Below are 23,394 nucleotides of genomic sequence, written 5' to 3'. Positions count from 1 at the left end.
CCGGGCGGCGTGACACCGGGATGCAGCTAATTTGATCCGTTTTTGTTCCGTTTCAACCCCAGTTACAGCGCCTTTGCCATGACTGCCATCTGCCGAACGAGGATCTCTTGCACTATGCTGCGGTTTCGGCCAGAACAGGCCCCATAAATCCGGAGGTCAGCCCGATGCGAGCCCGTATCTATCAACCCAGCAGAAACGCAATGCAATCCGGCATGGGCAAGACCCATCAATGGGTGCTGGAGTTTGCCCAGGCCTCGGCGCGTGAGGTTGATCCGCTGATGGGCTGGACCTCGTCCTCTGACACGCAGACCCAGGTTCGCCTGCGGTTTGAGACCCGCGAAGAGGCGATCGCCTACGCCCGGCAAAACAACATTGCCTATACTGTGATCGAGCCCAGCCCGCGCAAGGCAAATATCCGCCCGCGCGGCTATGGCGAGAATTTCGCAACCGAACGCCGCAGCCCCTGGACGCATTAAGCGTCAGATCCACCGCCAAAGCGCCGCTCTGGCCATCGATGTCGATCAGGGAAGGCCTTCGCGCTGCCTCATTCAGTCAAAAAGGCCCCTGCCGCAATCCGGCAGGGGCCTTTTGTTACGCTCTTTTCGGCCGCAGCCGAGAGTCAGGTCTCAGGGATCAGGATCTCACGCTTGCCGACATGGTTCGCGGGCGTCACCACGCCCTCTTCTTCCATCTGCTCAACCAGACGCGCGGCCTTGTTATAGCCGATCCCCAGTTTGCGCTGGATGTAAGAGGTCGAGCATTTGCGATCGCGTGCGACAATCGCCACCGCCTGGTCGTAAAGCGCATCCTCGCCGTCGGTATTGCCGCCCAGACCCAGCACCTGGTCGATATCGGCGGTATTATCCTCATCCGGGCCTTCAACCACGCCCGACATATAGGACGGCGGGCCAAAGCTCTTCAGATGGTTGACGATTTCCTCAACCTCTTCATCCGAGACAAACGGCCCGTGGATCCGCGCGATACGCTGGCCATTGCCCATATAAAGCATGTCGCCCTGGCCCAGCAGCTGTTCGGCCCCCATCTCACCCAGAATCGTGCGGCTGTCGATTTTTGAGGTCACCTGGAAAGAGATCCGGGTCGGGAAGTTCGCCTTGATCGTGCCGGTGATCACATCGACCGAGGGCCGCTGCGTTGCCATGATCAGGTGGATACCAGAGGCCCGCGCCATCTGCGCCAGGCGCTGGATGCAGGCCTCGATCTCTTTCCCGGCCACCATCATCAGATCGGCCATCTCGTCGACGATCACCACGATGAAGGGGAAGGGCTGCGGCGCAAATTCTTCGGTTTCAAAAACCGGATCGCCGGTTTCATCATCAAAGCCAGTCTGGATCGTGCGCTTGAACATCTCGCCCTTGGACAGCGCCTCGCGGACGCGGCCGTTATAGCCCTCGATATTGCGCACGCCCATTTTGGACATCTTGCGATAGCGTTCTTCCATCTCGCCGACGACCCATTTCAGGGCGACAACCGCCTTTTTCGGGTCGGTCACCACGGGCGACAGCAGATGTGGAATGCCGTCATAGACCGACAGTTCCAGCATCTTCGGGTCAATCATGATCAGCCGGCATTCCTCGGGCGTCAGCTTGTAAAGCAGCGACAGGATCATGGTATTGATCGCCACCGACTTACCCGAACCCGTGGTCCCCGCGATCAAAAGGTGAGGCATCTTGGCCAGGTTCGCCACCACGGGCGTGCCACCAATATCCTTGCCCAAGGCCAGCGGCAGGCGCTGTTGCCCGTCGCCAAATTCGCGGCTGGCGATGATCTCGCGCAGCACGACTTTCTCACGATGCGCGTTCGGCAGTTCGATCCCGATGACCGAGCGGCCCGGCACGGTGGAAACCCGCGCAGACAGGGCCGACATCGAGCGGGCGATATCATCGGCAAGCCCGATCACCCGGCTGGCCTTCAGGCCCGGCGCGGGCTCCAGCTCATACATGGTGACGACGGGGCCGGGGCGGACCGAGACGATCTCACCCTTCACACCGTAATCATCCAGCACCGATTCCAGCATCCGGGCGTTTTCTTCCAGCGCCTCGTCAGACAGCTGCTGGCCTGCAGATCCCGAAGGGGCCGACAACAAACTCAGCGGCGGCAGTTCAAAATCGCTATGCGCCTCTTCAAAGCGCAGCGAGGGCTGCGCCTCGGCCTGGGCGCGAACCGATTGCTGCATGGGCTTTTTCACCGCAGGCTGCACAATCGGGCGGCGATCCAGCACCGGCGCGATGCGCGGCGCCGCCACGGGAACCACCGGGGCCGGGTCATAGTCAGGCTCGTAATCATCGCCTGGCTGCCAGTCCTGCGACCAGTCTTCTTCGATGGCGGGCTCGCTGCCATAGAGGGCGCGGGCCTGCGGCTGCTGCAGCGCGGCAGGCCTGTCGGCCTGCTGATCCAGCGCCCGATCATCCGCTTCGGCGTCGAAGCGGTCATCATAGCCGTCATGGCTCCAGGCCTGGTCGTCGGTATAGCTGTCGTGCTCTGCCATGGCCTGATCCGACATCAGCAGATGGTCGGCATTGCTGTCCCAGTCCAGCGCCTCGGCGTCCTGCATCTGATCGGCCTGGGCCAGCGCCTGGGCGGCGGTCAGCGGCGGCTCTGCATGCAGGCTTTGACGCATCTGCGCGGTGGTCAGCGGACGGGTGTCGGCAATCAGCGGTGTCGGGCGGCGCGGGCGCAGAACGGGCGGCTCGGCCCGGCGCGCCGCAATCGCGGCCTGCAGGGGCGTCATCGCCACGGCCGGGGCGGCAGCTGCAACGCCAGCCCCCCGCGCGCGGGCGCGGATCGCATCAGAGATACGGGCGCGGATCCGGTCATCGCCGGGGGCCTCGGTCTCATCAATGCCAGCGGCCAGCGGCGGCTCGATCAGCTCTGGCTCGGGGTCGACCATCCGGCGCATCCGCGCAAGGAAGCCGGGCTTTTCGCGCACCATTTCTGGCGCAGGCTCGGGCTGGCGGGGCGGCGCACGCAGGGTTGAGGGCGCATTCCAGGCGGCACCCGCATTCAGGGGCTGCGGCTCATATTCAGCGATCAGCTGCGGCTCTGCCCGGGCCATGCCAGGCGCAGCGGCAGGGGCAGCCGCGCGGCGCACCAGGGCGGTGCGATTGGCCATCGGCTGCGGCGCGTCATAGTCGGGATGCTGTGCGGCGGGCTGGCGGGCATTTACCTCACGGCCCAGGCGACGGCGCTCGACCATATCTCCGGCCATGTGGCGGGCGCGCTCCATCGCGTTGCTGGCCCCTTTGCCCATCACCTGCAAGAGCATCGAATACAACAGCACCGAGCCCTGCAACAGCGCGACACGGATCGCCTGCAGCTCTGCCCGGCTGAAGCCGGTCACGAAAAGGATCGCCGCGATCACCCCGAAGAAGGCCAGCGCCGAGACAACCCGCAACGAGAAGCCGTCAGAGCCGGGCACGATCCCCATCAGCGCCCCAACCACCGTATCGCCAAAGAGACCGCCATAGCCAAAGCTGTGCGGCCAGCCCTGCGGCACGCTCAGCGTAGAGGCCCAGGCCGAAGCCGCCGCCACCGCAAGCACGGCAAAGAAGATGCGGCCCAGCACACGCTCGGCCCCGCGATGCAGGATGAAACGACCACCCCAGACGCCCAGGATCAGCGGCACCGACCAGGCCCCCTGCCCGATCAGGATGATCAGCGTCGAGGAAACCGCCGCGCCGAACCGGCCCAGGATATTCTGCGCAGGCTCCTGGGTAGAGACCATCCAGCCCGGATCATTCGGGGAATAGCTGCCCAGCATCAGCGCCAGCAGCAGGGCGGCAATCACCAGCGCGATACCGATCAGTTCACGGCCACGGCGCTCCAGCATTGCCTGGGTGCCCTGATCCAGCAGCGGATCACGTTGTCTCATCTGAAAGCTCGCCATGCCTTCGCCATCCCTTAACCGAACAGGCAGTCGCGCAGCCTGATCAGCCCGCGCCGCGTTTCTTCTTCGGGCGCCACAAGCGCCACCCTTATATAGTCTTTGCCGGGGTTATCCCCGCCCACATCGCGCGACAGATAGGCCCCGGGCAGCACCCGCACCCCGGTTTCGCGCCACAGTTTCAGCGTCGCCGCCTCGCCATTTTGCACAGGAAGCCAGAGGAACATGCCGCCATCGGGCAGCCGGAACCCCTGATGCCCCGCAAAGATCTCTGCCGCCATGCGGTATTTTTGCTGATAAAGCGCCAGGCTTGCCGCGACATGGGCCTCATCACGCCAGCAGGCTTCGGCCACCATCTGCAAAGGCAGGGGCAAAGGCGCCCCCGCGAACGAACGCAGACGACGGATGCGCTGCATAGACTCTGGCCCCGTCGCCACAAAGCCAGAGCGCAGCCCCGGCATGTTCGAGCGCTTTGAAAGCGAATGGAAAACCGCGTATTTCTCGGGGTCGGCACCTTTGGCCGCGCCAATTTCCAGCAGACCGGGGGGCGGTGCCTCGCGCCAGATCTCGGAATAGCATTCATCGGCCAGCAGGCGGAAATCGTATTTCTCAGAGAGATCCAGCAGGTCGGAAAGATAGTCGCGCGACGCGACCGCCCCTTGCGGATTTGCGGGCGAGCAGATCCAGGCCAGCACGGTGCGCGACAGGATATCCGCCGGAAGCGATGCGTAATCAGGCAGATAGCCGGTGGCAGCCGTGGCCGGCACATAGACAGGCTCTGCCCCGACCGCGAGCGCCGCCACCGCATAGACCTGGTAAAACGGATTGGGCATCAGGATGACCGGGCGCTTGCCGGATTTTTCCTCAGGTGCCAGCGCCAGGGCCGCGTTGAAAAGCCCCTCGCGGGTGCCGTTCAGCGCCATGATCCGGTCCTGGTCCAGCGCCACGCCATAGCGGCGCGAAACCCAGCCAGAGATCGCATCCAACAGGCCGGGCGTGCCGTCATTTGGCGGGTAGACCGCAAAGCCGCCGATATTTTCCGCCAGGATCCCGGCCACGAAATCGGGCATCGGATGCTTTGGCTCACCAATCGACATGGCAATGGGCGCCGCCCCGGGGGCATGCGCGTCCAACAGCTTCCGCAGGCGCGGAAATGCGTAATCTGGCAGGTTCGAGAACCGCTCAGGAAATGCCATATCTGCCTCAGTCCCGGGGTCGTTGATCGCCCCGTTAAGAAACCAGCATAACGCCCTATCCTGCGGTGGTCCAGAATTTATCACCCATCCCCAGGGGGTTAGGCCCATGGATTGTGGCTTTTATGCCCCGCGCTGTTACAGGCGGGCAATAACGCGCCTATCCAAGCGCCCGTTCAGCCGCAGCCCCCACCCGCAAAAGCCGCTCTTCGCCCATTGCCGCACCCAGAAACTGAATGCCGCAAGAGGGTTGCGAGCTGCGCAGGCTAAGCGCGGGCAGCCCCATCAGATTGCCGATCCTGGTGTTGCGCAGCGCCAGCAGGTTTTCCTGCACGTAATAGGCGTTGTCCGTCATCAGCCGTTCGGCATCAGGCGGCAGGATCGGCGCGGTGGGGGTCAGCACCGCGTCATAGCCCGCCATCCGATCACGCCAGATCGCGCGGATCTCCTCCAGCCGCCGCCAGGCCGCGACGTAATCCGCCGCCGATATCGCCGCGCCAGAGCGGAACCGCTCAAGGATCGGCGCGAACATCCGATCGGGCGCGGCCTCGATGGTGTCGCGCCAGATGCCCCAGGCCTCGGCGGTGAAAAGCACGCCAGACAGCGTCATCGCCTCTTTCAGCTCTGGCAAAGCGACGCGCTCGACCCGGGCGCGGGCGCGGGTCAGCGATTTCAGCCCGTCCTCAAAGCCCTTCAGCGGGGCCTCGCGCACATCATCCAGCGCCACCGTTTCCAGCACCGCAAAGCGCATGCCCGCAACCGTTGACCCGGTCAGATCGGGGGCACGGCGCCCCTCAAGCGCGGCCAGCAGCAGCGCACAATCCTCAACCGAACGTGCCAGCGGGCCGACGGTGTCAAACCGCTCGCACAGCGGCAGCACACCCCGCGCAGACACCCGCCCCAGCGTGGTTTTCAGCCCGACCAGATCATTCCAGGCCGCCGGGATCCGAACCGATCCCCCGGTATCCGATCCAATCGCCGCCGGGGCCAGACCAAAGGCCACCGAGGCCGCCGCCCCCGAGGATGACCCCCCTGGAACCGCCCGCTCGTCATTCAGACAGGGCGGCGTCGCGGTCACCGGGTTCAGCCCAAGGCCCGAGAAGGCCAGCTCTGACATATGGGTTTTACCCAGGCAAACCAGGCCAGAAAGCGTCGCCATTTCAAGCGCTTCGGCGTCACGATCCGGGGTGCGCCCGCGCAGCAGCGCCGAGCCGGCCTCGGTGGCGATGCCCGCGCTGTCGAAATTGTCTTTCCAGCTGATCGGCACCCCATCGAGCGGCCCTTTGCGAAAGCCGGTGCGGGCGCGTTCCGCGGCGGCGGCGGCCTCGGCCCGGGCGCGGGCCTCGCTGGCGCGGGCATAGATGCGGCCCGATTGCGGGTGCTTTGCGATCTGATCCAGAAAGGCCTCAGCCAGGCTGACGGGGTTGATCCGGCCCTCGCCGATCCCGCGCCCCAGCTCTGCCGCTGTCATATTGAACCAGATACCGCTCATGCCCGCCGCGCCTCCTGTTCGCATTTGCGCAGACGCTAGCGGCATGTTGATGCGCCGACAATGGCAGACAGATCACAGCGGCAACAAAGCAACATGGACAAAGCCGCCCCGCAGGACTAGCCATGGCATATGTCAAAACGGAACCATCAAAGCGATGTGGTGATTGCGGGCGGCGGGCTGAACGGCCCCGCGCTTGCACTGGCGCTGGCCCAGGGCGGGCTGTCGGTCACCGTGGTCGATCAGCGCCCTGCGCCTGCGCGGGCCGAGGCCGGGTTTGACGGCCGCGCCTATGCGCTTTCCATCGCGTCAAAGCGGCTTTTGTCGGCCATCGGCATCTGGGATCAGGTCGGCGCGAAATCGCAGCCGATCCACCAGATCAAGGCCAGTGACGGGCGCCCGGGCCAGGGCCCTGCCCCTTTCTTCCTGACCTTTGACGCCGATGAGATCGAAGAGGGTCCGATGGGCTTTATGCTCGAGGACCGCTATCTTTACGCCGCCTTCCTGCAGGCCATGAATGAGACCCCCGGCATCACGCTGATTTCCGGCCAGGCGGTCACCGATCAGCAGATCGGGCCAGCCGGGGCCTCGGTTACGCTTGCCTCCGGCGAAGCGCTGACGGCCAGCCTGCTGGTTGGCTGTGACGGGCGCGGCTCGGGCGTGGCTTTGCGGGCGGGCATCCGGCGGCAGGCGGCGGGCTATGGGCAGACCGCGCTGGTCACCGCCGTCCATCACCAAATCCACCACGAGGGCTGCGCCCAGCAGTTTTTCATGCCAGGCGGGCCGCTTGCGATCCTGCCGCTGGCGGGCGGATACCATTCCTCAATCGTCTGGAGCGAGGAAAGCAGCCTTGCCGCGAAGATTGCCGCGCTGAGCGACGATGATTTCCTGACCGCTTTGCGCCCGCGCTTTGGCGATTTCCTGGGCGAGATTCAGCTGGCGGGGGCGCGTTTCACCTATCCGCTGTCGCTGTCGCTGGCCGAGCATTTCGTCTCTGACCGGGTGGCCCTGGTGGGCGATGCCGCGCATGGCGTGCATCCGGTGGCGGGCCAGGGGCTGAACCTTGGGCTGCGCGATGTGGCGGCACTGGCCGAGGTGCTGATCCTTGCCCGCAGGCGTGGCGAGGATATCGGCAGCGGCGTGCCGCTTGAGGAATATCAGCGCTGGCGGCGGTTTGATTCAACGCTGCTTGCGCTTGGGATGGACGGGGTTACCCGCCTGTTCTCAAACGACAATCCGCTGCTGCGTCTGGGGCGCGATCTGGGCATGGGGCTGGTCAATGCCACCCCCGGCCTGCGCCGCCGCTTTATCCGCCAGGCCGCAGGCCTGACCGGAGAGCTGCCGAAATTGCTGAGCGGGCGGCCCGTCTGACAGCCTGCCGTCTGACAGGCCGCCGTCTGACGACATACTGCCCGACGACATACTGCCTGGCAGCAGGCAGCATGACAGCCGCCTGCCCACAGATCAGACCGGAATGAACGCCCCGCGATCGGGGTCATACTGCTCCAGCTCGCCCTCGCCGGTATTGTTCCACATCCCGTGCAGCGTCAGCAGGTCATTTTCGACCGCATCGCGCACGAAGGGAAAGGTCATCAGGTTTTCAAGGCTGGTCAGAACCGCCTCTTTTTCCAGCGCAGGCAGGATCACATCCTTCGGCAGATGCGAGACCTTTTCAAAGCCCGGGCGCAGAATATCCATCCAGCGGCCAACAAAGCTCGTTTTCTCTTCCAGCTCGGGCGCATGGCCGGTGCACATGTCATGGCAGCCCTTGACGCCACCGCAGTTCGAATGGCCGACCACCAGGATATGGGCCACTTTCAGCGCGGTCACCGCATATTCCAGCGCCGCCGAGGTGCCATGCGTACCGCCATCACTGGTATAGGGCGGCACAAGACCCGCGATATTGCGGTGAATGAAGAACTCGCCCTCGTCAGCCCCGAAGATCGAGGTCACATGCACGCGCGAATCGCAGCAGGAAATCACCATGGCACGCGGATGCTGACCGCTTTCTGCCAGACGGCGATACCATGCACGGTTGTTCTGATAGCTCGTCGCACGCCAGCCGTGAAAGCGCTGGACAAGGTATTGCGGCAATATGCGGGCCTTGATCATGGGCTTGCTCCTTGTTGGCTCTGGTTACTTAGCATTTGCAGAAATTGCGAGTGGCAAAATCGACCTGCCCCGATCCGGCTTAGTAAAATCGAAAGGATGCGGCCCCATGATCACCCCCGGGTAATGGGAATACGTCGTGGGATTTGCAGGGCTTTTGCCATCCGGAAGGGGGAACCCCCGGGGGCACCTGCAGCTCTTGCGGCGGATTGTGGGGCTTGGCCTGGTGGGGCCAGGGGTATGAAGATGGGAATAGTTGTTACGCTGCAACCGCAAGAGCGGCTTTTGCACGATGGAGAGGTGATCGCCTCGATCTATCGCAATCTGGGAACGGCGGCGGCGGATCAGATGGTCAGCCGCGCCCTGGGCGAGCTGTCCCTGGCGCTGGCCAGTCTGGCGGGGCGGATCCGGCTGCATGATCTGGCCTCGGCCGAGCGTCAGCTGCACAAGCTGCGCTCGATGGCCAGCAATCTGGGCCTGACCAGCCTGGCCGATGCGGCGGCAGATGCGCGGTGCTGCCTGCAGCGCGGTGACGGCACCGCTTTTGCGGCGATCTGGGCCAGGATTTTGCGGATCGCGGGGCGGGCGCTGAACGCGCAAAGCGATTTCGCCGATCAAAGTATCTGAGCCGCCGCTGGCGGCCCGGTCACATCTGGCAACGGGCGGCAAAGCCCGCTTGCGGCGGCGGGCTGGCTGCGCCAGTCTTGGCGAAAATCACCGCCGCGCCAATGCTGTCAAAGCGGGCGGCAAGACCGGATGCCAAAATGCCAGTTGCCCAGACCTCTGCCATCCCGCCGCGCTTTGCGGGGGCTGATGCCGCCTCGCTTCCGCTTTACATCATCGCCGAGGATGAGCTGGCCGCTTTCCTGCAAGGGGCCGGAGCCAGCCACAGCGCCTGGCTGCAGGCCAGCGGTTTCGACGCCAGCCTTGGCGCTTTGCGGCTGCTGCCCGGGCCGGGCGGCATTTCTGGCGCGGTGGCCGGGCTTGGCAGCGCAAAATCGCGCCAGCGCCAGCGCTTTGGCCTCGCCCGCGCGGCCAGCGCCCTGCCCGAGGGCACGGTCTGGCATTTCGCAACCGAACTGCCCGATGATCTGGCGGCAGAGGCCGCCCTGGCCTGGCTGCTGGCCGCCTATCGGTTTGACCGCTATCGCCCGGGCAAAAAGCCCGCCGATCCGGCCCGGCTGAAGGCCCCGGCGAATATCGACGCCCCCCGGATCGAGGCGATGGTTGCTGGCGAATGTCTGACCCGCGACCTGATCAACACGCCCGCCCGCGACATGGGGCCCGATCAGCTGGAAGCCGCCTTCCGCGAGCTGGCCGCAGCCCATGGCGCCCATGTGAAGGTCATCACCGGCGAGGATCTGATCAGCCAGAATTTTCCGCTGATTCATGCGGTTGGCCAGGCCAGCCCCCGCGCTCCGCGCCTGCTGGATCTGCACTGGGGCAATCAGGGCCCGCGTCTGACACTGGTGGGAAAGGGCGTCTGTTTCGACACCGGCGGGCTGGACATCAAACCCGCCAACGGCATGCTTTTGATGAAGAAAGACATGGGCGGGGCCGCCACGACCATGGGCCTTGCCAAGATGATCATGGCGCTGAACCTGCCGATCCGGCTGCGCCTGCTGGTTCCGGCGGTTGAGAATGTGATCGCAGGCAATGCCCAGAAGCCAAAGGATATCGTCACCAGCCGCAAGGGGCTGACGGTCGAAATCAATGATACCGACGCTGAGGGCCGCCTTGTGCTGGCCGATGCGCTGGCCCTGGCAACCGAGGAAGAGACCGACCTGCTGATCTCTATGGCCACGCTGACGGGCGCGGCCCGAATCGCGGTCGGCCCCGACCTTGCGCCCTATTGGGCCCAGGACGACGCCACCGCCCTTGCGCTGGAGCGGGGCGCGAAATCCGGCTTCGATCCGGTCTGGCGTATGCCCTTCCACACCCCCTATGAGCCAGTGATCGAGCCGGGCATCGCCGATCTCGACAATGCGCCCGGCTTTGGCTTTGCGGGCGCGATTACCGCAGCCCTTTTCCTGCGCCGCTTCGCCGATCACCCGCGCTATATGCATTTCGACATTTACGGTCACACGCCCACCGACGCCCCGGCCCGCCCCAAAGGCGGCGCAGGCCAGGGGGCGCGGGCGATCCTGAACGCGCTGCCAGATATGCTGGGGCTGTGAATTGGACCGCCGCCTGACCCCGTTTTCCGGCCGCATCGGCCATATTTCGCTGCGCAGCATTCTGGCAGATACCCCCCTGACCGAGGGCGAGCCCGCGCGGGTCACCGCATCCCTGACCGCGCTGCTGTCAGCGCCCCAGGGCGCGATCGACCGCCAGCTAATCTATGGTGATGCGGTCACCATCATCGACCGGCGCGACGGCTATACCTTTGTCATGGCTGAAAAAGATGGCTATTGCGGCTGGGTCAGCGCAACCGATCTGGGCGCATCAGAACAGCCAGACCATCGCGTGATCAGCCCGGCCACCCATCTTTACCCAGAGCCGCGCGTCCAGGCCCCGCCCAAAATGGCCCTTTTCCTGAATGCCCGGGTTCGGGTGATTGGCGAAAGTGGCTCATGGGCGGAAACGCCTGAGGGTTTCATCCCCAAATCGCATCTGGCGGCCTGCGGGGACCATGCGCCCGACCCGGTCGCCGTCGCCGAAAGCCTGTTGCACGCGCCCTATCTCTGGGGCGGGAACTCGGCCGCAGGGGTCGATTGCTCTGGCCTCGTCCAGCTGGCTTTTCATGCAGCGGGGCTGGCCTGCCCGGGCGACAGTGACCTGCAACAAAGCTTAGGCACCGAGCTTGCGCCGGGCACCGCCCCCCAACGCGGCGATCTTTTGTTCTGGCGCGGCCATGTCGCCCTGATGACCAGCCCAGAGCGGCTGATCCATGCGAATGGCTATACGATGTCCGTCGCCTATGAGCCGCTCGCTGCCGCAACGCAGCGCATCAGCACCCATTATGGCGGCGAGATCATCGCAAGACGACGCCCTGACGCGGTTTCGCTGGCTTTATAACGCCACAGGGTAAGCGGATCAGACGGGGTGGATCAGACGGGGTGGATCAGACGGGGCGGATCAGACGGGGCGGATCAGACGGGGCGGATCAGCTTGCGCTCCAGCACCCGCAGCACCGGCGCCAGCTCATGGCCACGGCGCAGCACCTGGCCATTTTCGCCAAGCACGGCATAGATCCCCTGCTTCATCCGCAGCTTCGGGCGCTTTTCAATCCGGTAAAGCGGGTTCTCAGCGCTGCGCCGGAAGATCGAGAAAACCGCAACCTCTCGCCCATGTGAGATGCCATAATCGCGCCACTCACCTGCAGCGACCATCATCCCGTAAAGGCGCAGGATCACTGACAATTCCTGCCGCTGAAAGGCGACCATCCCGCCATCACCCTGATGCGGCGGAAAGGGAAGGGGGGCTTCCATGTTCATGGATTCAGTCTGCCCCCGCAGCGCCCCCAAATCAAGCGTTACGCGTCACACCTGCGTTACATCTGCCGTCACATCAGGCCGGGGGCCGCCCGCACCTCGCCGGTGACCAGGCCGCGCCAGTTCTTCTGCACCGGATTAAGCCAGCGCATCACCTGCGGATCTCCGGCCTCAACTATACCCAGACGCACCAGGATCGCAGCAATCGCCGCCTCAGAGGCGCGGTGGTTGCCATCAACCGCCTTCAGCGCCACGCCAATGCCACGCTCGGGCAGGATGCCGATAAAGACGCCCTCGGCCCCGGTTTTCACCGCAGCCCGCCCGCCCGCAGCCCGCATCAGCCCGGTGCAGGCACGGCCCTCGCCCGCAACCAGATCGGGATGCGCCATCATCGCCTGGCGCAGGGCGACCATCGCCTCGGCCCGCAGGCCCTGCCCCTCATGCGCGGTGGCGAAAGCCGCCATCGCACGGCCCAGCCCCTCAAGGCTGATGGCGAAATTCGGGGCCGAGCAGCCGTCGATCCCCCAGCCGGAAATCTCTTCACCCGCCAGCTCTTCGGTGGCCTGGCGGATGGCCTGCTGCAGGGGATGGTCGATCTCGTGATACTCTGGCCCCCAGCCCTGATGCCGGACCACGGTCAGAAAACCGCAATGCTTGCCAGAGCAGTTGTTATGCAGCTGGCATGGGGATTCGTCGTTTTTGATCAGCCTGTTACGCTCAATCTTATCGGCAGGCTCATGGGCGCCGCAGCGCAGATCGGCCTCATTCAGCCCCAGATCGGCCAGCCAGCGCCCGGTCTTTTCGACATGCAGATGCGCCCCTTCATGGCTGGCACAGGCCAGCGCCAGATGCTGGCTTCCAAGCCCATGGGACGCCGCCGCGCCGCTTTCGATCAGCGGCAGCGCCTGGATCATCTTGCACGATGATCGCGGGAAGATCACCGCCGAGGGATTGCCCCAGGCCTCGATAATTCCCTTGCTGTCACAGATGACCACATGGCCCAGATGGGTGCTTTCCAGCACGCCCCCGCGCCACAATTCGGCCAGTGGGGCCGCGCCAATATCGACCTTGCGACCGTCTTTTCCGCTTGCTCGCGCCATGCCGTCCCTCACAGATGTGCGATTTTCTGCCCAAAGGGCTTTCGCCCCCTGCCCTTTTTAAGTATTTCTGCAATATCGGGTTAAGAAAGCGCCTGCCAGATCAGAATGATCAGATCCAATGATCGCAAGGCTGAAGTGGCGCGTTGACAGAGGCAAGATACAGCTTGGAGGCTGCGTCAGACATATGACTATCGTCCTTCGCCGCGCCATGGGCGCCGCCGCACTGGCAATCATCGCTCCGTTCTGCGCGAGCGCTCAGGAATCCAGCAATCGCGTCGGAACCATGACCGACTGGAACGTCTTCGTGGACGGCAACCCCAAGGAATGCTGGGGCGTCTCGAAACCGCGTGAAACCGTGAACACCAAGGATGGTGCCCCGGTCTCGGTGCGTCGTGGCGACATCTTGCTGTTTGTTACCCACCGCCCGGGCACGGCCCCGCAGGTCTCTTTCACCGGCGGCTACCCCTTCGCGGCGGGCTCGACCGTGGGCGTCGCCATCGGCGGCACCAAGTTTGAGCTGTTCAGCGATGGCGAATGGGCCTGGTCAGGCTCGGCCGAGGATGATGCCGCGCTGATCCGCGCCCTTCGCGGCGGTGCCGATGCCGTGGTCACCGCGCGTTCGGGCCGTGGCACCCAGACCAAAGACACCTTCAGCCTGCGCGGCTTCACCGCCGCCATGGATGATGCCGCAGCCCGCTGCAAATAAGCGCATCACCTTACGGAAATCACGCGCTCCGCTTTGGCGGGGCGCTTTCTTTTTCGCCGGGAATCGTCTATAGGCCCGGGACCCAGCAGCCAGATCGCCTGTAACAAGGCTGAACCCGAAGGATCTGCCAGATGAACGACCTTACCCCCGCCCGCGCGGTTGCAGCCCCGATCACCCAGGACGTTATGACGATTCCGCGCAAATTGCCGGAAACGGATAAGGTGAACCTGGTCGGCCTGACCCGGGCCCAGTTGCGCGAAGCCCTGATCACCGCTGGCACGCCTGAGAAGCAGGCGAAGATGCGGGTCGGCCAGATCTGGCAATGGGTCTACTATTGGGGCGTGCGCGATTTCGCCCTGATGACCAATCTGGCGAAAGACTACCGCGCGCTCCTGGCCGCGAAATTCGAGATCGCGCTGCCAGAGATCGTGACCCGCCAGGTTTCTGCCGATGGCACCCGCAAGTATCTGCTGCGCATCGCCGGCGGCCATGAGGTCGAGGCGGTCTATATTCCCGAAGAAGGCCGCGGCACGCTTTGTGTGTCCAGCCAGGTTGGCTGCACGCTGACCTGCTCCTTCTGCCATACCGGCACGCAAAAACTGGTGCGCAACCTGACAGCGGGTGAAATCGTCGGCCAGGTCATGCTGGCCCGCGACGATCTGGGCGAATGGCCGGAACCCGGCCAGGGCTCCACCGGAGAGCGCCTTTTGTCCAACATCGTGCTGATGGGCATGGGCGAGCCGCTTTACAATTTTGACGCCGTCCGCGACGCGATGCTGATCGTGCGCGACGATGAGGGCATCGCGCTTGGCCGCCGCCGGATCACGCTGTCGACCTCGGGCGTGGTGCCGGAAATTGCCCGCTGCGCCGAGGAAATCGGCTGCCAGCTGGCGATCAGCTTCCACGCCACCACCGATGAGGTGCGTGACAAGCTGGTGCCGATCAACAAGAAATGGAACCTGGCAACGCTGCTGGCGGCGCTGCGCGACTATCCGCGCCTGTCGAATTCGGAACGCATCACCTTTGAATATGTGATGCTGAAAGATGTGAATGACAGCGACGCCGACGCCCGCCGCCTGGTCAAACTGATCCAGGGGATTCCGGCGAAGATCAACCTGATCCCCTTCAACGAATGGCCCGGCTCGCCCTATGAGCGCTCCGACTGGGAGCGGATCGAGGCCTTCGCCGATATCATCTACAAAGCGGGCTATGCCTCGCCGATCCGCACCCCGCGCGGTGAGGATATCATGGCGGCCTGTGGCCAGCTGAAATCCGCAACCGAACGGGCAAGGCGGCAAAAAACCGGCGTTTCGGCGCAGGCTGCGGCCGACAGCACCGTCTGAGGCGCCCTCTGAAACGGGCTGCCAACCGAAAACAGCGCCCCCTCAGATTTTCACATTTCTGAGGGCGGCAGCATGGCGGCGATCAGGCTCGCAGGCAGACGCGCTGGCCTGAGAGCTTTCGTGATATAGGCCAGCTCAACGCTGATCTGGGTGGTCATCACCTCACCCGCGAAAAAGCGGTGCTCCATATTGACCTTTGCGCCCCTGGCCGAGATCACAAGGGTCTGACAGATCAGCAGATCATCCAGCCGCGCCGGGGCGTGCCATTCAATCTGCGCACGCCTGACCACGAAATTGTTCCCCTCATCCGAGACAAGCGGGCAGCCAATATGCCTGAGAAACTCTGACCGGCACCTTTCGGCGAACTCCAGATAGCGGGCGTGGTAAACAATCCCCCCCGCATCGGTATCGGCATAATAGACCCGAATTTCCTGCGTGAACTGACCAGGTATTTGGCGCACGTGATCCCCTCATTTCAACGCGTCATCGGCAGCCTCCCTGCAAGGGCAGAGAGAACGAGCCGCGCCCTACCCTATCGCAAAACCTGCTGTCCTGACAAAGAGCATCAACCGGATCCAAGCATAACCCGCAAAACGCATAAGGCAGCCCGAGGGCTGCCTTGCTGCATCGCTTTGACTTTGCCCTGCCTTTTCGGCGGGCCAGTCAGTGTCAGTCAGAGATCACTCTGCCGCGAATACGGTTGCGAACTTGCCGCACCAGTCATTCTTTTGCACCACCGGCCAGAAACCGCGGGTTTCGGCGTCTTTCTGGGTGACGGGCGGATTGGCGCGGCACAGGCCCGCATCAGCCAGTTGGCTCGCGGAATTTGCGACGTGATCTTCGTAAAAGGCACAGGTGTTGCAGGCGGCTTGGGCCATGGCTGGCTCCTCTCGGATGATAAATTCGATGGCTGGCTGGCAAGGATGCTGGCTGGCTTTCTTAGAATCGTTATAAACAACAAAGAGGCGGTCACGCAAGAAGAATTTTAAAATTTATTGTATGTTTTCAAATGGTTGACACTATTAGTCAGGAGTTTATGCCCTGGCGTTTCTGTCGGATTGCGTCTGAACACCCCCGCTATCAGCCAGATACGCTGGCAAAAATCCGCTGGGCTGGGGCCGGTAAAAGCGCAGCAGGCGCTTGAATCCTGGGGAAATTTTAACCATCACTGTGGTGTAACCCACCGGTAGCATGATCACGATCTCACCAGGATCTTACAGGGCGGGCGGCGATGCGGTTTCTCCTCGTTTTTCACTCCGACAAGGCGGCGCAATGGCGCTTTCTCGACAGTGCGGCTTTGCCGATGGCGGTGCCGGACAGGGCCGCATTGCCCGGTATTCTGAACGCCTGCCCCGCACAGACCCTGGCCTGGCTTTTGGGGCGCTATGCCTTTGCGGCCGCACAAGACCCAGAGGCGGCACAGATCCTTGTCTACGCCTTAGAGGCGGATGCGCCGTATATCGCCGCGGGCGATGACTATCTTGGCCCCTGGCTTGAGATGTTCATGGCCGAGCATCAGCCCTGCGGATATATCGCGCTGCGCCAGGCCCGCGACGCGGTTGCAGCCCCCGCCCTGGCTGAAATCTGGGCGCTTGCGGCAGAGCCGCTGCGCTCGGATCAGCCCGGCTGCCAGCAGACCCTGGGGCTGATCCGGGGTCAGGCGGCGGCAGCGGAAACAGCGGTTGATACCGCAACGCGCAGCCCAGAACCTGCGAAGGCAGATCCCGCATCAGAAAGACCCGCAGCTATGCCGATTGAGACATAGCGGCAGGCCCGGAGATCGATCTCAGCGCAGATGATGCGGGGCCTCAAGCCCCCAGACCGGGGTGTCGATGCCCACATGCCGCGCCTTCAGCTGCAAGGACAGATAGCGCGAGTAATGGCGCGACTGATGCAGGTTGCCGCCATGGAACCACAGGCCGGGCTGCATGGTGGGCTTCCACATATTGCGTTGCTCACCCTCCCATGGGCCTGGATCTTTGGTGGTCTCAGAACCCAGACCCCAGCATTTGCCCACCTTATCCGCCACTTCCTGGCTGATCAGATCCGCCGCCCAGCCGTTCATTGACCCGTACCCCGTGGCATAGACCACCAGATCGGCGGGCAATTCGGTGCCATCATCCAGCACCACCGCGCCTTCCGACAGATGGCTGATCCCCTTGCCGGATTGCAGCTTGATCGAGCCGTCGATGATCAGATCGCAGGCGCCCACATCGATGTAATAGCCCGAGCCACGGCGCAGGTATTTCATGAAGAGACCCGATTCATCATCCCCGAAATCGAGCATGAACCCCGCCTTTTCCAGCGCCGCGTAGAAAGCCGCATCCCGCACCTTGATCTCGTCATATTGCGGCACGTGGAAATCGGCCATGATCTTATAGGGCACCGAGGCGAAGATCATATCCGCCTTGTCATGGGTGATCCCCTTGGCCACCGCCGCCTCGGAATAAAGCCCGCCGAGACACACCTCCATCAGGCTGTCTGACTTCACGATATGGGTGGATGAGCGCTGCACCATGGTCACATCGGCCCCGCCCTCCCACAGCGCCGCGCAGATGTCATGGGCCGAGTTATTGGCACCGATCACGACGACCTTTCTGCCCTTATAGGCATCGGGGCCGGGGTGCTGGCTGGAATGCTGTTGCTCGCCTTTGAACACATCCTGGCCCGGGATCACCGGAACATTCGCCTTGCCCGACATCCCGGTCGCCAGCACCAGCTGTTTCGGGCGCAGCGTGATGTCACGCCCGTCCCGATGGACCACCACCTCCCATTCGCCCTTCGCCTCATCATATTTCGCCGATTTCGCGGTGGTCGAGGACCAGTAGTTCAGCTCCATCACCTTCGTATACATCTCCAGCCAGTCGCCGACCTTGTCCTTCGGCGCGAAGACCGGCCAGTTGTCGGGGAAGGGGATATAGGGCAGGTGATCATACCAGACCGGGTCATGCAGGCAGAGCGATTTATAGCGGTTGCGCCACTGATCGCCCGGGCGCGGGTGTTTGTCGATGACGATGGTCGGCACGGAAAGCTGCCGCAGCCGCGCGCCAAGCGCGATGCCGCCCTGGCCGCCGCCGATCACCAGCACATAGGGCTGTTCCTCGAACCCCAGCCGCGCGGCCTCATCCAGCTGCTTTTCCTTCCAGGTCTTGCGGTTCGGGTCATGGCCATGCTCTGCCCCCATCGGGCGGCGCAGCTTTCGCGGCTCTTCATGGCCTTTCAGCTCATGCAGCGTGGTCAGAAGCGTCCAGATCTTACCGTCTTTCATGCGGATATAGCCCTGGCCGCGGCCAGTAGCGGTTTCCAGCGTCACCCAACCCTCGGTGACGCCGCCCGCCTCGGAAACCGTCTCTGCCGGATCCAGCGCCAGCGCTTTGGGCGCAACTTTCGGCAGCTGCGCCCGGGCCATTTCCGCGATCTGCGCCCGGCCCTCACAGGTTTTCAGGTTCCAGGTAAAGGCCGCCAGATCGCGCCAGAAGCCGGTTTCCAGGAACAGCCCGGCCACCGCATCTGCATCCTGCGCCACCAGGGCGCGTTCCAGATCGGCGACCAATGCAGCAAGCGCGGTTTCTTTCGTGGAATCAAGCATGGTTTCTCCTCCCTATGCTGTGAAGGATCCGGGCAGCGGGGCCTCCCAACCCCGAAACGCCGCCCGGATCGGATGGTCTCAGGTCAGATCAATCAGGATCTTCAGCTGGGTTCCGGCCGGGTCGAGCAGGGCATCGAACCCCTCGGCCACCGCCTCATCGAGGCGGATTTTCTTCGTCACCACCTTGCTGGCCGGGATCGCGCCAGAGGCGATCAGGTCGATCACACGCGGCCACAGATGCGTCGGATAGGCCCATGACCCCCGCACATCGACATCCTTGAAGGTGACATTGTGCCAGTTCAGCCCCGAGTTGCCCGGATGCAGCCCGACCTGGACGATGGTGCCCTGTTTGCGAACCGCATCAAGGCAGCTTTGCAGCGCCTTCTCATTGCCCACACATTCCAGCGCCACATCGACGCCCACGCCGCCCTCGGTCTGGGCCCGGATCGCCGCGCCGATATCGTCGCGCTTCGGGTTCAGCGTTATGACACCCGGCAGGATCTGACGCGCCAACTGCAGCCGCGTGTCGTTCAGATCCGAGAGGAACAGCTTCGTCGCCCCAAAGGCCAGCGCCGTCATCACGGTCAGAATGCCGATCGGCCCCGCCCCGGTGACCAGCACCGAATGGCCCGCCGTCACCTGCCCCCGGTCGCAGGCATAGACGGCGACGGCAGTTGGCTCGACCAGGGCGGCCTCTTCGTCGCTCATGCTGTCGGGGATCTTAACGACGTTGTAATCATTCAGCAGCGCCGCCTCGGCCATGCCGCCGGAGACCCAGCTTAAGCCCGCCAGCGCCAGGTTCTCACTCAGGTGAAAAAGCCCGCGATCTGCGAAATAATCGCCAGAGCGCGGCATGATCAGCGGCTGAACCGAGACCCGGTCGCCCACCGCAACATGGCTGACGCCCTGGCCGACAGCCGTCACCACGCCGCCGAACTCATGGCCCAGCACCTGCGGACCCGAGGCCCCGGTGAAAGGATGCGGGGCAGTCGGGATAAAGATCGGACCATAGGCATATTCGTGCAGATCGGTGCCGCAGATCCCGACAAAGCGGTTCGAAATCGCCACCTGGCCGGGGCCTGGCGCGGGAATCGCATCAATGTTTTCGATCCGCAGATCCTTGGCAGCGTGAAAACGCAGGGCTTTCATATCATCTCCTGTCAGGTGTTGAACAATGCTGGCCGCAGTCCCGGCAAAAGGCGAAGCGGGAAAATCGCCCTCAATCTTTTCAGACAGTTACGCAACAGGACTGTGGCATCCCCTGCCCCACCTGTTGCATTTCCCTGCAACAGGTTCGCGGCAGTGCAGCGTGATGCTGCACCACGCAGACGCCCTGGTTCTGCAACCGCAGATTATGTGCCACTATCGCCCTGTTCCGGCCCGGGAGGGGGCCTCGGACAGGGAAGCCAAAGGGCAGCACACAGGGAAGCACAGAAGACGCGCCATGCTGTGATGCCCATGGAATACGATCTGTGACGGGGGAGAGATGCAGGCAGATATCGACCATATCCGCGAGATCGAGGGCGTCTCGCATCAGGGCAGCGAGACCCGCGACCCGGTTGTGGTGGAAAGCTGGCTGCGCTGCTTGCAAAAACACGGGCTGGATCCGGCGAACCGGGCCGAGGCCTATATCCTGCCCGAGGCGGCGCTTCGCCAGCATCGGCAGCGTTCAGAGGATCTGATCCGCATCGCGCGTTCCGGGATCGACGATCTCTACAAGCTGGTCGCCGGGCAGAACTACGTGCTGCTTTTGTCCGATGATGCGGGGGTGACGGTCGAATATCTGGGCGAAGACAGCCAAAAGGCAGAGCTGCGCCGCTCGGGCCTCTATATGGGTGCGGAATGGTCCGAGGCGCGGGCGGGCACCTGCGCGCTTGGCGCCTGTATCGAGACGGGCGAGCCGCTGATCATCCACCAAAGCGATCATTTCGATGTCACGCATGGCGGGCTGTCCTGCACCGCCGCGCCGATCTATGACACGGGCGGGCGGCTGGCGGCGGTGCTGGATATCTCGTTGCTTTCATCGCCCCGGGCCAGGGCCAGCCAGTTTCTGGCGCTGAACCTGGTGCGCCAGACCGCAAGGCGCATCGAAATGGCCAATATCATGGCCGAGGCACGGGCCGATTGGGTGCTGCGGCTGGCGGGCAGCCCGGACTTCCTGGATGTCGATCCGCAGGCGGCGATCCGGCTGGATCAGGCGGGCCGGGTGATCGGCATGACCAATGGGGCCGCGCGGCTGATGGCGCGCAGCCTGGGTCAGGACTGGCGGCAGGGGGCGGGCCTGATTGGCCGCCATATCTCGGATATGTTCAACCTGGATCTGGCCGGGCTGGAGGGGCTGACGCGCCAGCACGCCGCCCGTGACCGTCTGCTGGAAACCCGCGACGGCTATCGCCTTTTCGCCCATGCGATCGAGCCGCGCCCGAGGCCCGCGCCCCTGCCCCCGCGCCCACAGGTCATTCCCGCCGCACTGCGCGAGGTGGCGGGCGATGACCCCCAGATGCGCGAGATTGCGGCCCGCGCGGCGATAATGGCCCCGGGCAGGCTGCCCCTGCTGATCGAGGGCGCTGTGGGCTGCGGAAAATCGACGCTGGCGCGGGCGATCCATGATGCGGCGCGGCGCGGCCCTTTTGTAACGCTCGCCTGCGACACCCTGGCCGAGGACGAGGCGGCGCTGTTGTTCGGGCGCGGCGATGCGCGGGCCTATGTGCCAGGGCTGATCGACCAGGCCGAGGGCGGAACCCTGGTGCTGGAAAACCCCGGTGCTCTGCCGCCGCGCCTGCAGGCCAGGCTTTTGCCGCTGGTAAGCGAGCACAGCTTTCGCCCCGTCGGCGGGTTGCGCGAAAGGCCTTCGGCGGCGCGGCTGATCCTGACCTGCGACACGGCAGCCCCAAACGGGCTGCGCGAGGATCTCTTGCACCGGATCGCGGCGGGGCGGCTTCGCCTGCCCGGCCTCGCGCAGCGGCGCGACCTGATCGCGCTGGCCAGCCGCATCTTCTCGCATGCCTTCGCCACCCCCGTCACCTTTGAGCGCGAGGCGGCGCGGGCGCTGACCCGCCATCCCTGGCCCGGCAATCTGCAGGAACTGACCGCCCTGGCGGGGGCACTGGCTTTGGCCTGGGACAGGGGCACCGCCCGTATGGTGACCCTGGGCCTGACGCATCTGCCTGCGCAGTTTCACCAGCCAGAAGGCATTAGCGACGGCCCCGCCATGCTGGCGCATCTGCTGGACCGCCACGGCTGGAATGTCTCAGCCGTAGCACGAGAGCTGGGGGTGGATCGCAGCACCATTCACCGCCAGATCCGCCGCCATGGGCTGATGCGCGGCGATTGATGCGGGAATAGTCGCCGGCCCCCTTCAGGCACCAACCAGGGGGAACAGATGCGCGGGCGCCCCGGCGGCCCGCATCCGTGCCAGCGCCTCTTCGCTTTCAGTCCCGGCCTGGTGGTTCAGGGTTTTCAGGCACATCAGGAACTCAAAATCCATCCACCAGGCATAGACATCATGCCAGAGGAACAACCGCATGCCACCGGGTTTTGGGATGCGAAGCCCCTCACGCGCAAGCAGCAGAGCCATCTCGACCTGTCCGGCCAGACGCAGCGCCTGCACCAGATGGAACAGGCATTCATTGCGATCCGGGCAGACCTCATGACCCTGCATAAAGGCCCGGATCGCGCCCTCGGTATCGCCTGTCTTGCGCAGCTCTATCCCAAGGCCCAGCCAGGACAGGAACACCTCATCCTTCCAGCCGCCAAGCCCAATGCGCTTGCGATACCAATGCGCGGCCTCATGCGGGGCGCCTGCATCGCGCCATGAGTTTGCGCAGTAAAAGCAATATCTTGGCAAGAGATCAGCATCTTCGGCGGGCAGCGAGGCCACAGCACGCGCCAGCGTATTCGCATCGCGCAAAAAGGTGGTATTGTCGCGCGAACGCGCGCCCGCACAGCGGCTGATCACCCTGTAATCCCCCGCCACATGCGCGACCTTTTCATGCGGGTGATCGGGGCCAGGATTGAAATAAAGCCCCTCATGCACCACGCCGCGCCAGCGATAGCGGCCATCGTTGCGCACGATCAGTTTGGTCGGATAGGTCACCGCGCCGCGCGTCATATTCAGCGTCAGCGAGTCGCAATCCACGGGTAGCGCGGGCAGCTGGCCCTCAAACCCGTCATCGGCATCGAAAAACAGCGCGAACGCGGCGCGGCCCTTTGCATCTTCCAGCGCATATTGGCGATTTGCGCCGAAGTTTTCCCATTCGCGGTGGATCAACTCGCCCGGAATCTGCCGCGCCGCAAAAAACGCGCGGATCACCTCCGGCGTGCCGTCACGCGATCCGGTGTCATGGATCACCCAGGTCGAGATCTGCACATGATCCAGCAGGTTCGACAGCGTTTGCGCGATGATTCCGGCCTCATCACGCACAATCATGTTCAGGCAAAGATCCATCATCCGCTCCTGTACCGATACGGCCCGCAAGCCGGGTATAGCAAAGAAATGCCGCTGGTGCAGGGGATCTGTGGCGCATCGCC

At 64.0% G+C, this 23,394-nt stretch carries 20 protein-coding genes; 9 read left to right on the top strand and 11 right to left on the bottom strand.

Annotated elements, in window-relative coordinates; translation table 11 throughout:
* Window positions 1-164 precede the first annotated feature (164 nt).
* Complete coding sequence (locus HOY34_RS04350; RefSeq protein WP_172360200.1) at window positions 165-476, top strand: ETC complex I subunit; 312 nt, start codon at window positions 165-167, stop codon at window positions 474-476.
* Between the two features lie 143 nt (window positions 477-619).
* Here the strand turns inward: HOY34_RS04350 and HOY34_RS04345 are convergent, their stop codons facing one another.
* From HOY34_RS04345 to HOY34_RS04335, 3 genes are all read right to left on the bottom strand, one after another.
* A complete protein-coding gene (locus HOY34_RS04345) occupies window positions 620-3,904 on the bottom strand; it encodes a DNA translocase FtsK (protein WP_172360198.1) in 3,285 nt (1,094 codons plus the stop codon).
* Between the two features lie 14 nt (window positions 3,905-3,918).
* Window positions 3,919-5,097, bottom strand: coding sequence for an aminotransferase class I/II-fold pyridoxal phosphate-dependent enzyme (locus HOY34_RS04340; protein ID WP_172360196.1), 1,179 nt, complete (start codon window positions 5,095-5,097; stop codon window positions 3,919-3,921).
* 157 nt (window positions 5,098-5,254) lie between these two features.
* The gene (locus HOY34_RS04335; RefSeq protein WP_172360194.1) at window positions 5,255-6,586 is read right to left on the bottom strand and encodes an amidase; all 1,332 of its coding nucleotides are present in this window, start codon (window positions 6,584-6,586) and stop codon (window positions 5,255-5,257) included.
* 129 nt (window positions 6,587-6,715) lie between these two features.
* On the opposite strand from HOY34_RS04335, the gene HOY34_RS04330 reads away from it, so the two are divergent.
* Window positions 6,716-7,954, top strand: coding sequence for an FAD-dependent monooxygenase (locus tag HOY34_RS04330; protein ID WP_172360192.1), 1,239 nt, complete (start codon window positions 6,716-6,718; stop codon window positions 7,952-7,954).
* Between the two features lie 93 nt (window positions 7,955-8,047).
* Here the strand turns inward: HOY34_RS04330 and HOY34_RS04325 are convergent, their stop codons facing one another.
* Entirely contained in the window at window positions 8,048-8,695 is a 648-nt protein-coding gene (locus HOY34_RS04325; protein WP_172360190.1) for a carbonic anhydrase, read from the bottom strand.
* A 243-nt stretch (window positions 8,696-8,938) separates the two neighbouring features.
* On the opposite strand from HOY34_RS04325, the gene HOY34_RS04320 reads away from it, so the two are divergent.
* The 3 genes from HOY34_RS04320 to HOY34_RS04310 all read left to right on the top strand — a co-directional run bounded on the left by HOY34_RS04320 (window position 8,939) and on the right by HOY34_RS04310 (window position 11,710).
* Window positions 8,939-9,319: an Hpt domain-containing protein gene (locus tag HOY34_RS04320; protein ID WP_172360188.1), complete on the top strand. Its 381-nt coding sequence runs from the start codon at window positions 8,939-8,941 to the stop codon at window positions 9,317-9,319.
* 161 nt (window positions 9,320-9,480) lie between these two features.
* Window positions 9,481-10,869 carry a leucyl aminopeptidase family protein gene (locus HOY34_RS04315; RefSeq protein WP_436645014.1) on the top strand — a complete coding sequence of 463 codons (1,389 nt, stop codon included), beginning with the start codon at window positions 9,481-9,483 and terminating at the stop codon, window positions 10,867-10,869.
* Window position 10,870: 1 nt separating this feature from the next.
* Window positions 10,871-11,710 carry a C40 family peptidase gene (locus HOY34_RS04310; protein ID WP_172360184.1) on the top strand — a complete coding sequence of 280 codons (840 nt, stop codon included), beginning with the start codon at window positions 10,871-10,873 and terminating at the stop codon, window positions 11,708-11,710.
* 74 nt (window positions 11,711-11,784) lie between these two features.
* Here HOY34_RS04310 and HOY34_RS04305 read toward each other — a convergent pair whose 3' ends face one another.
* Window positions 11,785-12,129 carry a DUF2794 domain-containing protein gene (locus tag HOY34_RS04305; protein ID WP_172360182.1) on the bottom strand — a complete coding sequence of 115 codons (345 nt, stop codon included), beginning with the start codon at window positions 12,127-12,129 and terminating at the stop codon, window positions 11,785-11,787.
* Window positions 12,130-12,197: 68 nt separating this feature from the next.
* Window positions 12,198-13,226, bottom strand: a complete 1,029-nt coding sequence (locus tag HOY34_RS04300; protein ID WP_172360180.1) for an asparaginase — start codon at window positions 13,224-13,226, stop codon at window positions 12,198-12,200.
* 184 nt (window positions 13,227-13,410) lie between these two features.
* Between HOY34_RS04300 and HOY34_RS04295 the strand changes: the two genes are divergently transcribed.
* Entirely contained in the window at window positions 13,411-13,932 is a 522-nt protein-coding gene (locus tag HOY34_RS04295; protein ID WP_172360178.1) for an invasion associated locus B family protein, read from the top strand.
* 131 nt (window positions 13,933-14,063) lie between these two features.
* Window positions 14,064-15,275: a dual-specificity RNA methyltransferase RlmN gene (rlmN, locus tag HOY34_RS04290; protein WP_172360176.1), complete on the top strand. Its 1,212-nt coding sequence runs from the start codon at window positions 14,064-14,066 to the stop codon at window positions 15,273-15,275.
* A gap of 50 nt (window positions 15,276-15,325) precedes the next feature.
* Here the strand turns inward: rlmN and HOY34_RS04285 are convergent, their stop codons facing one another.
* Together HOY34_RS04285 and HOY34_RS04280 are read right to left on the bottom strand one after the other, a co-directional pair.
* Entirely contained in the window at window positions 15,326-15,736 is a 411-nt protein-coding gene (locus tag HOY34_RS04285) for a YbgC/FadM family acyl-CoA thioesterase (RefSeq protein WP_172360174.1), read from the bottom strand.
* A 219-nt stretch (window positions 15,737-15,955) separates the two neighbouring features.
* Complete coding sequence (locus tag HOY34_RS04280; protein ID WP_172360172.1) at window positions 15,956-16,153, bottom strand: hypothetical protein; 198 nt, start codon at window positions 16,151-16,153, stop codon at window positions 15,956-15,958.
* Between the two features lie 353 nt (window positions 16,154-16,506).
* Here HOY34_RS04280 and HOY34_RS04275 point away from each other — a divergent pair, with 353 nt between their 5' ends.
* Window positions 16,507-17,040 (top strand): hypothetical protein, encoded by a 534-nt coding sequence (locus HOY34_RS04275; protein ID WP_172360170.1) that lies wholly within the window; start codon window positions 16,507-16,509, stop codon window positions 17,038-17,040.
* A gap of 21 nt (window positions 17,041-17,061) precedes the next feature.
* On the opposite strand, the gene HOY34_RS04270 is transcribed toward HOY34_RS04275, so the two are convergent.
* Window positions 17,062-18,864: an NAD(P)-binding domain-containing protein gene (locus HOY34_RS04270; protein ID WP_172360168.1), complete on the bottom strand. Its 1,803-nt coding sequence runs from the start codon at window positions 18,862-18,864 to the stop codon at window positions 17,062-17,064.
* Window positions 18,865-18,942: 78 nt separating this feature from the next.
* On the bottom strand, window positions 18,943-20,013 hold the full coding sequence (locus HOY34_RS04265) for a 2,3-butanediol dehydrogenase (RefSeq protein ID WP_172360166.1): 1,071 nt from the start codon (window positions 20,011-20,013) through the stop codon (window positions 18,943-18,945).
* Window positions 20,014-20,350: 337 nt separating this feature from the next.
* Between HOY34_RS04265 and HOY34_RS04260 the strand changes: the two genes are divergently transcribed.
* Window positions 20,351-22,198, top strand: a complete 1,848-nt coding sequence (locus tag HOY34_RS04260; protein ID WP_172360164.1) for a sigma-54-dependent Fis family transcriptional regulator — start codon at window positions 20,351-20,353, stop codon at window positions 22,196-22,198.
* Window positions 22,199-22,222: 24 nt separating this feature from the next.
* Here the strand turns inward: HOY34_RS04260 and HOY34_RS04255 are convergent, their stop codons facing one another.
* Window positions 22,223-23,311, bottom strand: coding sequence for a glycosyltransferase (locus HOY34_RS04255; protein WP_172360162.1), 1,089 nt, complete (start codon window positions 23,309-23,311; stop codon window positions 22,223-22,225).
* Window positions 23,312-23,394: the final 83 nt, after the last annotated feature.

The sequence above is a fragment of the Pseudogemmobacter hezensis genome (assembly GCF_013155295.1).
Taxonomy (GTDB): domain Bacteria; phylum Pseudomonadota; class Alphaproteobacteria; order Rhodobacterales; family Rhodobacteraceae; genus Pseudogemmobacter; species Pseudogemmobacter hezensis.
This window is presented reverse-complemented; position numbering and strand designations above follow the sequence as displayed.